The sequence below is a fragment of the Erysipelatoclostridium sp. AM42-17 genome, assembly GCF_003480255.1.
Lineage (GTDB): Bacteria > Bacillota_I > Bacilli_A > Erysipelotrichales > Coprobacillaceae > Faecalibacillus.
In genome coordinates this window covers 102,907-115,473 of record NZ_QUIN01000003.1, presented here as the reverse complement: position 1 = coordinate 115,473, position 12,567 = coordinate 102,907, and the positions used below count along the sequence as shown (strand labels likewise).

The window sequence follows — 12,567 nt, the reverse complement described above, 5'->3', positions numbered from 1 at the left end:
TAAAGTTGTCCCCTAAATAATTTGGCTTTCCCCCTAAATTATTTGGTTACCCATAGCCACACCATGTACCTTGATTGAACTTACTTTATGGAGTAACGAACTATGTCATCTGTATCCAAATTCTGTATCTTGCAAAAACCATAAAAACTCTGTAGCCACCGGATTTTTGATAAACTCAAACTTATCATTTTGATACTTTGATGTGAGTTCTTTCATCTCATTTTCTACAAGTTTCTTTTTTTTTGCGCATGAAGCATACGATAATAATATTGAGAAGAAGTATTTCTTTGTAAAGTACGAACACTCCAAGTTTGTTCTATAGCTTCCTTTTCATACCAATCACGAGCTTCAGAATCTTTGACCTGTAATAAAGTTCTATAATGCGACCACGAAAGTAAAGCACCAGATTGTCGACACACTGTGTCGACAATCTTTGGAAAGATTTTATAAAATTTCAAATAATGATATAGATTACTTCTTGAATTTATATTTTCCTTTTCCGTGACCAGATACTGGTTCAATAATATCTGCCTGCACCAAATTGGAAAGAAGTTTTGAAGCACCTGAACCTTTCAGTTCAAGAAGGTTCATAACTGCACTTCTTCCAAATACCTCATCAAAGCCAAACTTTTCAAAAAGTCTATGGATATGAACCGTCGTTTTTAATGAGAAATCACTGCCTTTTTCAGAAAGTACACTTTCAATATCCACTTTTCTGTCTTGAATGTCCACTTTTGTGTCCCCAATGTCCACTTTTTCTTCATTCAACAGTTCACTTATATGAAGATTTCGATTATGAAGCTCATTTTTCTCATTCAAAAGTAGATTTCTAAGAAATGCTTCCAGATACTCTGTTGTTTCGTGAATACCTTTTTGCAAGTTCGTATAGTTTGCACGGACAAGTGCATTTCTAAAATACCACGCATTTTCCGCAAAAATATCATTGGTTGCAGAGAACCCAAGTGTCCTCAAATATTTGATGAAGAACACTGCCGTTGTTCTCGTATTGCCTTCCCCGAAGATATGAATTTGCCATAATCTTGAAATGAATACCGCTAGATGATGAATAATCTCGTCCATTGAAAGCCCTTTATAACTAAAATCCTTCTCCTGCAAAAAATCATATTCAAGTGTTGATCTCAATTCTGAAGCACTACCATACATAACAGTTGCCCCATCAAGCACCCATTCTTTCTTTGTAATGTTGTAATCTCTAATCTTTCCGGCATGTTTATAAATCCCCTGAAAGAGTTTGCGGTGAATAGAGATATACTCATTCGGAGAAAATGAGAACGCTGTCTCAGAAAGAATTTCAGCAATACGAGAAGAAACTTTATCAGCTTCTTCAGTACGTTCGTCATCGGACAAATGGACAGGTCTTTCCTCATAGTAACTGTCGATAAGACTCTGTGCTTCCTTCATCGTGATTTTACCTTCAATATTCTGAATGGCGGTATCAATCAAATATTTAGATGGTTTGAGTCCGTCCACCGCCTGAAGTCCAATTGCCGTACTCCAAGCATAACCCTTATGAGCTTTATCCGGTTCAGACTCCCTCAAATATTCCTTAAACGGATCTTTTTCCATATTCACTACCTCGTTTCATAGTCTTATAATTCTATCTTACCTAATTTGTCCAGATGGTATGCACAAATTCAAAATCTAAAAAATATTGATTTTATCCGTATTTTATTTGTTTTTTGGTTTCATTTGAGGGAATAAGATAACTTCTTGAATAGATTCTTGTCCAGTTAATAACATAACTAATCTATCAATACCCATACCCATTCCACCTGTTGGTGGCAAACCGTATTCAAGGGCTTCAACATAATCTAAGTCCATTTCATTAGCTTCATCATTACCTAATTCTTTTTCTTTTAATTGATCAGCAAATCTTTCATATTGATCAATTGGATCATTTAATTCAGTAAAGGCATTAGCGTATTCGTTTCCACAGATGAATAATTCAAAACGTTGAGTAAAACGTGGATCTTCTAAGTTCTTTTTAGCAAGTGGTGAGATTTCAATTGGATGACCATATACAAATGTTGGTTCTACAATTGTTTCTTCTACATATTTTTCAAAGAATTCATTAATAATATGTCCATAACCAAAGTGTGCCTCTACTTCGATACCATGTTCTTCAGCTAATTTTTTAGCATCTTCAAATGACATATGTTCGTTAAAGTCAATTCCTGTTTTTTCTTTAATAGCGTCTGTCATAGATACACGTTTAAATCCTGGTGCTAGTGAAATATGATGTCCTTTATAGTCTAATTCATATGTACCGTTTACAGTCATAGCTGCATTAGAAATGATACCTTCTGTTAAATCCATCATTCCTTCTAAATCACTAAATGCTTTATATACTTCAATTGTTGTAAATTCAGGGTTATGTGTTCTATCCATACCTTCATTTCTAAATAAACGTCCAATTTCATATACTGCATCCATACCACCAACGATTAATCTTTTTAATGATAATTCAGTAGCGATACGTAAATAGAAATCAGTATCTAAAGTGTTATGATGAGTAACAAATGGTCTTGCTGCAGCACCACCTAAGATTGGATTTAATACAGGTGTTTCTACTTCAACATATCCTTTGTTATCTAAATAATTTTGAATTGAACGAATGATTTTAGGACGAGTGAAAGCAATTTTCTTTGCTTCTTCATTCATAATTAAATCTACATATCTTCTTCTATATCTTTCTTCAATATCTGTTAAACCATGGAATTTTTCTGGTAAAGGACGTAATGCTTTTGTTAGATGTGTATATTCAGATACTTTTACTGAACATTCTCCGGTATTTGTCATAAACACTGTTCCTTTAACACCGATGATATCTCCAATATCACCTTTTTTTACAATTTCATAAGCTTCTTCACCAATTGTATCTTTTCTTACATATAATTGAATTTGTCCATCACGATCTTGAATATGCATAAAGCATACTTTACCTTTACGACGTTTTGTCATAATTCTACCAGCGATAGATACTTCTACAGCCATTTCTTCTAATTCGTCATGTGTTTTATCACCATATTTTTCTTTGATTTCTTTTGAATAAGCTGTTACATCAAATCTTTGTCCAAATGGATCAATTCCTTGATCAATTAATTCTTGCATTTTTTCACGACGAACTAATTCTTGTTCGCTAAATTTTCTTTCTTCCATTGTTTTCTCCTTTTCTAAATAAAAAACTCCCATCCCAAGGGACGAGAGTATCGTGTTACCACCCAAATTCATTAATAGATTACTCTATTAACCTTATTAACTATCCATAAATAGTCTTGCCTGTAACGTGGCTAACGTCATCTTATCAATTAAATCCAAGATGCGGCTCCTAGTCTTTATTCATAACATCTTCATTGTCTTTTCCACCAACCAAGACTCTCTAGAAATGAATGATTGTTATTACTCCTCTATTCATTGCCTTTATTCATCGCGTTAATCTTAACTTAAATCAAAATTATTGTCAATATAGGCAATAAAAATAACCTTTAATTAATCATGAATCTTATTATTTAATACCATTCTTACAAATTCAGGATCAAAGTGTTTTGCTCTTGAACCAGTATACCCCATATCTAATGATGAGATTTTATTCATTTCTTCTTCACTTAATTCAAAATCAAATAAATCAATATTTTCTTTAATTCTTTCTAAGTGTGTTGATTTTGGAATAACAACAACGCCTCTTTGTAAATTCCATCTTAAAAGAACTTGTCCTACTGATTTGTGATGATGATTGGCCATATCTTTTAACATTTCATCTTCAAATGGATTGTATCTTCCACCACCAAGAGGTGCCCAAGCTTCAGGAATAACATTATAGTATTTCATTGTTTCTAATGCTTTTTCTTGTGTATAGTAAGGATGTAATTCTACTTGATTAACAACAGGTTTAATTTTTACAACTTCACAGAAGTTAGTCAAAATATTAGAATAGAAATTAGAAACCCCAATTGCTTTTAATAATCCTTCTCGATAAGCATCTTCCATCGCTCTCCATGCAGCAAAATAATCGCCACATGCTTGATGTAATAAATATAAATCTAAGTATTCTAAACCACTCTTTTTTAAAGAAGCTTCTATTCCTTTTTTAGCACTATCATAGTCCATCATATCTTGAACCCATAATTTAGAAGTAATAAATAAGTCTTCTCTTTTACAAATATCATCATTGATGGCTCTTTTTACTGCTGCACCTACTGCATCTTCATTTGTATAAGCTGCAGCTGTATCAATTAAGCGATATCCTGCTTTAATAGCTTGGTATACTGATTCTTCACATTCTTTTTTATCTGGCACTCTAAATACACCAAACCCAACCATTGGCATTTTTAAACCATTATTTAAAGTTACGTATTCCATTATAATCATCTCCTAACTTATTAGTTTAACCCATGTCTAATAATTATCAAATACTTTGTTTATATGATTTATCATACAATTTAAGCATAAAAAAACTTAAGTCAAAGACTTAAGTTTACTTTATTATTTTTTTAAGGCAACTTTTTTAGAAGCTTTAGCTGTAGGTTTAGCTGCAGCTTTAACAACAGGTTTTACAACTGGTTTAGCGGCTACTTTAGCAGCTGGTTTTTCAGCTTTTTTAACTGGTGTTTTACGTGTTGCTTTTTTTACAGGTGCTTCTGGATATTCAGGAACTAAATGAGCATCAAATGAATCTTTGATTTCTGTTCCGTCTTTTTTCTTTGCTACATAATAAACATTTAATTGATCAGGAATGTAATAAACATTTAATGTATCTACATCTGTTGCTTTTACTCCTTTTTCTTTTAATTGTTCTTTAATATATTTATCAATATTAACATCTTTGATATTTAATTCTTTATGTTGAATTTCAATTGTTGTTTTCATTGCTATACTTCAAAACTTATTTGTTTCTACTTTCCTCCTTGGCATTATTATATCCATTTTTTCACAAAAAGAAAGAATTTTATTGATTATATCAATAATTTTCTCGTTTTATATCATAAATTGTGTCATTAAATATCGAATATAATCTTTTTTTCACTTTTTTTTATTAAAAAAGGATTACATTCTGTAATCCTCTAATCTATTATTTTACTGCTTTAAATGCATTATCTAAGTCTTCAATGATATCATCAATATGTTCTGTACCAATTGATAAACGAATTGTATTTGGTTGAATACCTACATCAGCTAATTCTTCTTCTGTTAATTGTGAATGTGTTGTAGTAGCTGGATGGATAACTAATGATTTAACATCAGCAACGTTAGCTAATAATGAGAAGATTTCTAGGTGATCAATAAATTGATGTGCTTCTTTTTCTCCACCTTTAATATTGAATGTGAAGATAGATCCACCACCATTAGGGAAATATTTTTCATATAATGCATGATCTGGATGATCAGGTAATGATGGATGATTTACTTTTTCTACTAATGGATGTTTAGATAAGTATTCTACTACTTTCTTTGTATTTTCATTATGACGTTCAATTCTTAATGATAATGTTTCAGTTCCTTGTAATAATAAGAAAGCATTGAATGGGGAAATAGTAGCTCCAGTATCTCTTAATAAGATGGCTCTAATATATGTTGCAAAAGCAGCTGGTCCAGCAGCTTCAGTAAATTTTACACCATGATAACTTGGGTTAGGTTCACTAATCCATGGGTATCTACCACTTTTAGCCCAGTCAAATGTACCACCATCAACGATGACACCACCTAAGCTTGTACCATGTCCACCAATGAATTTTGTTGCTGAATGAACAACGACATCTGCACCATGTTCAATTGGTCTAAATAAATATGGAGTTCCAAATGTATTATCTACAACAACTGGTAAACCATGTTTATGAGCAATTTCAGCGATAGCGTCTACATCAAGAATATCACTATTAGGATTTCCTAAAGTTTCTAAGTAGATTGCTTTTGTATTTTCTTGGATAGCATCTTCAACTTCTTTTAAATTATGAGCATCAACAAATGTTGTTGTAATTCCAAATTGAGTAAATGTGTGAGCTAATAAGTTAGAAGTTCCACCATAGATTGTTTTTTGAGCAACGATATGTTCTCCTTGACTTGCTAGCGCTTGAATTGTATAAGCAATAGCAGCAGCTCCAGAAGCAACAGCTAAACCTGCAACTCCACCTTCTAAAGCAGCGATACGATCTTCAAAAACACCTTGTGTTGAGTTTGTTAATCTTCCATAGATATTTCCTGCATCAGCTAAACCAAATCTTGCTGCTGCATGAGCACTATTTTTAAATACGTAAGATGTTGTTTGATAAATTGGTACAGCTCTTGAATCAGTAGCTGGATCGGGATTTTCTTGTCCTACGTGTAATTGTTTTGTTTCAAATCTATATTCTCTTGTCATTTTAATTTCCTCTTTTCTTAATGTTTATTTTGATTTTTATTTAATTGTGTTTGATAAATATAAATCAGTTTTACATTCGTCCATTACGGAAATTATTTCTAAGTTGTTTAATTAATGTTTTTACCATTTTTAATTCCACCTATTTCCTACTTGTTAACTATGATTATACAGTAAAAAGAAAAAATGTCAATCATTGATTAAACATTTTTATCATCTTGATCTAAATCATCCAAAGTTCTTTGATAATCCATAAGAATTGTTTCTAATTCTTGATAAGTATTCACCTTTGATAATTCATTTTTTACCTGAGCTGAAGATTTCAATCCCTTAATATACCAAGGTGCATGACCTCGCATTTGGGACATTGCAATTCTTTCAGGTTCTATCTTCATTAATCTTTTTGCATGTTGTAAACATAATTGAATCTTTTCTTGGTAAGTCGGTTCTTTTACATCTTCGTGATGATTTAAGCTATCAACAATTTGTTTAATGAGCCATGGATTACCAAGTGCTGCTCTTCCTACCATAATGGCATCACATCCAGTTTGAGCCAACATTCTTTTAGCGTCTGCCACACTACGAATATCACCGTTACCAATAACCGGAATACTGACCGCTTCTTTAACTTGTCTAATAATATCCCAATCTGCTTTACCCTCATACATTTGTGAACGTGTTCTTCCATGAACTGCTATAGCACTTGCGCCAGCTTTTTCAATCAGTTGAGCCACTTCAACTGCATTAATATGATCATGATCAAAACCACTTCTAATCTTTACAGTTACCGGTTTAGAAACATGGTCTACTATTCCTTTAACAATTTCATATATAAGTTGAGGATTTTGTAATAATTTACTCCCAGCATTGGCTTTTAAAACTTTATTAACAGGACAACCACAGTTAATATCAATAATATCACAGTTAGAATGTTGATCTATATACATAGCAGCTTTCACCATCGTATCCACTTCACCACCAAATAATTGAATACTAACAGGATGTTCTGCTTCATCCACCTGTAACATATCGATTGTTTTAGTATTACCATAGCATAGTGCCTTATCGCTCACCATTTCTGAGTATACTAATCCAGCACCAAATTCTTTCACTATTTTTCTAAATGCCATATTGGTAATACCCGCCATCGGTGCCATGACTACATCATTTTCTATTACTATATCTCTAATCTTAAACATTTTATCATCCTTTACTGTTTTTATTTTACACGAATTATAAAAAATAATGAATAAAAAAATGATCACTGTCAATAGTATAACTAGATAACTTACCAATCCCCCTCTATTTTCCTCCCCAAAATAGATGTAAGTTATCTAGTTATATTCCTAAACAAAGTTGGATTCCCCCCAACAAAAAACATGGACAAGTTAATCTTGTCCATGTTTTATTTTATCTACAATATTTTTTAAATCTTCTTCACTAAATTGGTATTTGTTGTTACAAAATTGGCAAGTAATTTCACAACCATGATCTTCATTAATCATATCTTCTAATTCTTTAACACCAATAGTAGATAAGGCATTGCTCATCTTCTCTTTTGAACAATCACATTCAAAGAATAAATCTCTTGTTTCTGTAATTTCTACATCTTCAAAAATCATTTTTAAGACTTCTTCCGGCGTTTTTCCTTCATGAATTAATGAAGAAATAGGTGGAAAATCTTTCATTTTATCTTCAATATAAGAAATATCTTCTTCTGTTGCTTCTGGTAATAATTGAATAATAAAACCTCCTGAAGCAATCACTTCATTTGTTTCTTCTACTAATACCCCAACAGAAACAACTGATGGCGTTTGTTCACTGGCCATAAAATAGTATGAAAAGTCATCACCTATTTCACCTGTTTGTAAAGGAACAGTTCCACAGAATGGCTCTTTTAATCCCATGTCTCTAATGACTTGTAATGTTCCTTCCTTACCAACAGCCACACCTACAGCCAAATGTCCAGTATCATTGTAAGTATAATGCACTTCTGGATTTCCAACAAACCCTTTAATTTTACCATTGCCTTGACATACTGTCATCATCGTACCAATAGGTCCACCACCGTTAATCGTAATGGTTTGTTTTTCATTATTTTTATTCATCGCATCCATCATCAACGAAGCCGACATCATTCTTCCAAGGGCAGCTGATGCTGTTGGCCATAAACCATGATGTTTTCTTGCCTCATCAACAAGATGTGTCGTTGAGCAAGCAAAAACACGACAATTTTTACTATTTACTAATCCTCTTACTAAATAATCTTTCATTGTTCTTTACCATAAATAGAGTACGGAAGAAAAAATTGGGATAATCATACACGCTATGATAAAGAAAATAAATATTCTTTTTGCCTTAGTACTCATATTTTTCTCCTTTCCTAAATGAAAAAAAGCGTTGGAACGCTTTTATTTCATTTCATCTAATAAATCATCTGCATCATCTAATGATTCTTTTTTTTCAGTTTCTACAGGTTCTTCTGTTTTTGTTTCATCAATAGTTCCATTATGATGTTCTAACATTTTCCCTGTATTAAATAATGATTCAATATCTTCACCAGCTAAAGTTTCATATTCTAATAATGCTTCTGCAATACAAGATAATTTATCTCGATTTTCTTCAATAATTTCTTTAGCTTGATTATAACATTCATCAATAAGTTTACGTACTTGAACATCAATTTCATAAGCAATTTGTCCAGAGTGAGTATTACTACGTTGTGTGTAATCACGACCTAAGAATACTTGTCCATTTTCTGAATCATATTGAATTGGTCCAAGTTCAGACATACCTAATTCAGTCACCATCATTCTAGCAATTCTTGTTGCTTGTTCAATATCGTTATGAGCACCGGAACTTACATCACCAAAGAAAATTTCTTCAGCAACACGTCCACCCATAAATCCAGCAATAGTTGCTTTTAATTGTGATTTAGTTTGGAAGTATGTTTCTTCTTTTGGTGTCATTAAGTTATAACCACCAGCTTGTCCACGAGGAACAATCGTTACTTTTTGTACTTTATTAGCGTCTTCTAATGTTAAACCAATAACAGCGTGTCCTGCTTCATGGTAGGCAACTAAACGACGTTCTTTTTCAGTATATTTACGAGACTTCTTAGCAGGTCCACCCATAACACGATCTACAGCTTCATCAATATCTGCCATTGTAATCAAATCATGATTTTGTCTTACTGCAAGTAAAGCTGCTTCATTTAATACGTTTGATAACTCAGCCCCAGAAAAACCTGGTGTTCTTTGAGCAATATTTTCAAAATTAACATCTGGAGTGAATTTTTTATTACGAGCATGAACTGCTAAAATTTTAGCACGTGCTGCTTTATCTGGATTTGCTACTTGAATTTGACGGTCAAAACGACCTGGTCTTAATAAAGCTGGGTCTAAAACATCAGCACGGTTTGTTGCAGCTAAAACGATAATTCCTTCATTTCCAGAGAAACCATCCATTTCTACTAATAATTGGTTAAGAGTTTGTTCACGTTCATCGTGTCCACCACCCATACCAGTACCTCTTTGACGTCCTACTGCATCAATTTCGTCGATAAAGATAATACATGGTGCTGTTTGTTTAGCTTTTTTGAACATGTCTCGCACACGTCCAGCACCAACACCGACAAACATTTCCACGAATTCAGAACCGGAAATAGAATAGAATGGTACGTTTGCTTCACCAGCTACAGCTCTCGCTAATAATGTTTTCCCTGTTCCTGGTGGTCCAACTAATAAAACACCACGAGGAATCTTAGCACCCATATCAGAGAATTTCTTAGGTGTTTTTAAGAAATCAACAAGTTCTTTTACTTCTTCTTTTTCTTCATCCATTCCGGCAACATCACTAAAACGTGTTTTTGAATTCTTTTCAAGTTTAGCTCTTGAATTTCCAAACTCAAAGGCTTTAGCGTTACCACCAGCACCATTGGACATCATTCTTACTAAAAAGAACATTGCGCCAATGATAAGAACATATGGTAATAATGTCATCACAATTTCCATAAAAATGCCACGATCATTTTGATCGATCATTTTGATTTGAACATTCTTTTCATCTAATAGATTAATTAAAGAATCTAATTCAGAATCAGTTTTAGGAATTGTAGTAGAGAAAGAAACTTCTTTCTTTTGACCATCTACTTTTTTAGTATATACCCCGTCTACATCAATCACTAATGAAGAAGGTGTAATCTTTACACTTTGTACCTTTTCATCTTGTACTACCTTAACAAATTCATTGTATTTAATTTCATGACTGTTTCCTTGATTTAAAAAGGGAATCATGACACTTAAACCAGCTAATAAAATAAGCCAAGGTAATAAAGATTTTAATAAACCTTTTTTGTTATTCATACAATCTCCTTACTATTTTTTATAACAATCTTCTTTTAATATTCCTACATAAGGAAGTTGGCGATATTTTTCATTAAAGTCTAAACCATATCCAACAACAAAAGCATTAGGGATTTTAAATCCTGAATAGTCTGCTTTCATATCAAATACACGACCTTCTTCTTTATCTAATAATGTTACGATTTTAACACTTCTTACACCACGTTTTAAAAGCATTTGTTTAACATTATATAGTGTTTTTCCAGTATCTAAAATATCTTCAACAATTAAAATATTTTTTCCTCTAATATCTTCTTTTAAATCTTGTTGAACTACTAAAGTTTTTGATTCCACACCACTGTAGCTACTTACTTTCATATAATCAAAAGTCACATCACTCTTTAAGTGTTTTCCAAGTTCAGCTAAAAAAGGAACTGATCCCTTCAACAATCCAACTAATAAAATTTCTTCACCAGCATAATCTTGATCAATTTGATTAGCTAATTCTTCACATTTTTGTTCAATTTGTTCTTCTGTATATAATATTTCTTTTATATCTTTATGCATTGCATTTCACCTCACCAAGATGTTTATAATTTTACCACAAATATATTGGGTTTTGTAGTTAAATACTTGATATTTTTAGCTAGATTAGGAATTAAAACAACTTCTTGATGATTGTTTACAACAATCGGCCATGTTTTTCTTTGGTGACTTGGAATCTTCGCGTCGATAAATAATCGAGATACTTTTTTAGTACCACCACTTGTTTTAATTTTATCTCCTGGTAGAAAACTTCTTATGACAATAGGAAAATCCTTTTCACTTAAATAAACACCTTCATTTAAATGACCCTCTTTAGCTAAATAAAATGCCTCATGTCTATCATAAACAAGATGTTCATACTTTATACAATATTCCCTCGTGTTCATATTATTTGAAGTATAGATATTATCGTATTCTTTTATGAACAGAAAATTAACTGGTAACTGCATTTGAATATTTGGTTTACAAGATTGAATTTGTTTGATTATTTCTTGAATTAAAGCATCACTAATGAGTGGCGGGTAAATGACTTTTTTTAACATATAATAAATCACTAATGGCAATTGTTCTTCTTGAATATCCTTTAATGATAAATAATGCTTTTGATCATATTGATCAAATAATGGTTGTAATTGTTTATTTTGTTCATCAATTCTTTGGTTATGTTCTTTCATTTGTTTCAACAACAAACTGATTTGTTGTTGACTATAAGTCGGTAAAACATGCAATCTAATTGCATTACGACGATAATGATCATCATGATTAGTATAATCCTCGTGATAGTCTACGTGTTGTAATGCACAGTAATCTCTTAGTTCTTGTTTGGTTGTATTTAATAAAGGACGTACAATAACCATATCTTGAATCACTGTTTTTTCTTGAATTCCTAGGTATCCTTTTACATTTCCTCGCTGTAATTGCATGATCATTGTTTCTAAAATATCGCCTAAGTGATGAGCTAAAATGACATGATGAATATGATGTAGTTTTCCTATTTCACGATAGAAATCATAACGTATAAGACGCGCCTTCATTTCTAAATTATCTTCGTGATAATCATGTAAATCAACTTCTTTTATAAAATAAGGGATTTGGTGGCTTTTACAATACTTTTCTACCAATACTTGATCTTCATTACTATCATGGCGAATATGATAATTAACATGACAAACATAGATCAAGTAGCCTTTCTCGTTTAACATATTTAAAAGGGCCATCGAGTCATTTCCTCCCGATACCCCTACAATATATTTTAATTTTTTATCTAATAATGCTTCATTCATAGTATCACCACAATTATTATAA

At 32.1% G+C, this 12,567-nt stretch carries 11 protein-coding genes and 1 other annotated feature; all 11 genes read right to left on the bottom strand.

Annotation, left to right across the window (positions count from 1 at the left end):
* Positions 1–224: 224 nt before the first annotated feature.
* Positions 225–563: a DUF1016 N-terminal domain-containing protein gene (locus DW911_RS10950; protein WP_233541846.1), complete on the bottom strand. Its 339-nt coding sequence runs from the start codon at positions 561–563 to the stop codon at positions 225–227.
* Positions 472–1,587, bottom strand: coding sequence for a Fic family protein (locus DW911_RS02595; RefSeq protein ID WP_118432671.1), 1,116 nt, complete (start codon positions 1,585–1,587; stop codon positions 472–474). Before DW911_RS02595 ends, DW911_RS10950 begins: the two co-directional genes overlap by 92 nt.
* Positions 1,588–1,689: 102 nt before the next feature.
* Positions 1,690–3,180, bottom strand: a complete 1,491-nt coding sequence (lysS, locus tag DW911_RS02590; protein ID WP_118432670.1) for a lysine--tRNA ligase — start codon at positions 3,178–3,180, stop codon at positions 1,690–1,692.
* Between the two features lie 34 nt (positions 3,181–3,214).
* Positions 3,215–3,445: a binding site (T-box leader), on the bottom strand.
* Positions 3,446–3,510: 65 nt separating this feature from the next.
* Positions 3,511–4,380, bottom strand: a complete 870-nt coding sequence (locus tag DW911_RS02585) for an aldo/keto reductase (protein WP_118432669.1) — start codon at positions 4,378–4,380, stop codon at positions 3,511–3,513.
* A gap of 123 nt (positions 4,381–4,503) precedes the next feature.
* Positions 4,504–4,887, bottom strand: a complete 384-nt coding sequence (locus DW911_RS02580; RefSeq protein WP_118432668.1) for a hypothetical protein — start codon at positions 4,885–4,887, stop codon at positions 4,504–4,506.
* Between the two features lie 202 nt (positions 4,888–5,089).
* Positions 5,090–6,376, bottom strand: a complete 1,287-nt coding sequence (locus tag DW911_RS02575) for an O-acetylhomoserine aminocarboxypropyltransferase/cysteine synthase family protein (protein ID WP_118607427.1) — start codon at positions 6,374–6,376, stop codon at positions 5,090–5,092.
* Between the two features lie 197 nt (positions 6,377–6,573).
* Complete coding sequence (gene dusB, locus DW911_RS02570) at positions 6,574–7,572, bottom strand: tRNA dihydrouridine synthase DusB (RefSeq protein ID WP_118432666.1); 999 nt, start codon at positions 7,570–7,572, stop codon at positions 6,574–6,576.
* A 189-nt stretch (positions 7,573–7,761) separates the two neighbouring features.
* The gene (gene hslO, locus DW911_RS02565) at positions 7,762–8,646 is read right to left on the bottom strand and encodes an Hsp33 family molecular chaperone HslO (RefSeq protein ID WP_118432665.1); all 885 of its coding nucleotides are present in this window, start codon (positions 8,644–8,646) and stop codon (positions 7,762–7,764) included.
* 138 nt (positions 8,647–8,784) lie between these two features.
* Complete coding sequence (ftsH, locus tag DW911_RS02560) at positions 8,785–10,737, bottom strand: ATP-dependent zinc metalloprotease FtsH (protein WP_118432664.1); 1,953 nt, start codon at positions 10,735–10,737, stop codon at positions 8,785–8,787.
* A gap of 12 nt (positions 10,738–10,749) precedes the next feature.
* Positions 10,750–11,283: a hypoxanthine phosphoribosyltransferase gene (gene hpt, locus DW911_RS10945; RefSeq protein ID WP_199589102.1), complete on the bottom strand. Its 534-nt coding sequence runs from the start codon at positions 11,281–11,283 to the stop codon at positions 10,750–10,752.
* A 23-nt stretch (positions 11,284–11,306) separates the two neighbouring features.
* Positions 11,307–12,545 carry a tRNA lysidine(34) synthetase TilS gene (gene tilS, locus DW911_RS02555; protein ID WP_199589100.1) on the bottom strand — a complete coding sequence of 413 codons (1,239 nt, stop codon included), beginning with the start codon at positions 12,543–12,545 and terminating at the stop codon, positions 11,307–11,309.
* Between the last annotated feature and the right edge of the window lie 22 nt (positions 12,546–12,567).

What these genes read in the sequence shown, in the direction of transcription:
- DW911_RS02595 (WP_118432671.1), bottom strand. Translation starts at nt 1,587, where the DNA reads ATGGAAAAAGATCCGTTTAAGGAATATTTGAGGGAGTCTGAACCGGAT.
- lysS (WP_118432670.1), bottom strand. Translation starts at nt 3,180, where the DNA reads ATGGAAGAAAGAAAATTTAGCGAACAAGAATTAGTTCGTCGTGAAAAA.
- DW911_RS02585 (WP_118432669.1), bottom strand. Translation starts at nt 4,380, where the DNA reads ATGGAATACGTAACTTTAAATAATGGTTTAAAAATGCCAATGGTTGGG.
- DW911_RS02580 (WP_118432668.1), bottom strand. Translation starts at nt 4,887, where the DNA reads ATGAAAACAACAATTGAAATTCAACATAAAGAATTAAATATCAAAGAT.
- DW911_RS02575 (WP_118607427.1), bottom strand. Translation starts at nt 6,376, where the DNA reads ATGACAAGAGAATATAGATTTGAAACAAAACAATTACACGTAGGACAA.
- dusB (WP_118432666.1), bottom strand. Translation starts at nt 7,572, where the DNA reads ATGTTTAAGATTAGAGATATAGTAATAGAAAATGATGTAGTCATGGCA.
- hslO (WP_118432665.1), bottom strand. Translation starts at nt 8,646, where the DNA reads ATGAAAGATTATTTAGTAAGAGGATTAGTAAATAGTAAAAATTGTCGT.
- ftsH (WP_118432664.1), bottom strand. Translation starts at nt 10,737, where the DNA reads ATGAATAACAAAAAAGGTTTATTAAAATCTTTATTACCTTGGCTTATT.
- hpt (WP_199589102.1), bottom strand. Translation starts at nt 11,283, where the DNA reads ATGCATAAAGATATAAAAGAAATATTATATACAGAAGAACAAATTGAA.
- tilS (WP_199589100.1), bottom strand. Translation starts at nt 12,545, where the DNA reads ATGAATGAAGCATTATTAGATAAAAAATTAAAATATATTGTAGGGGTA.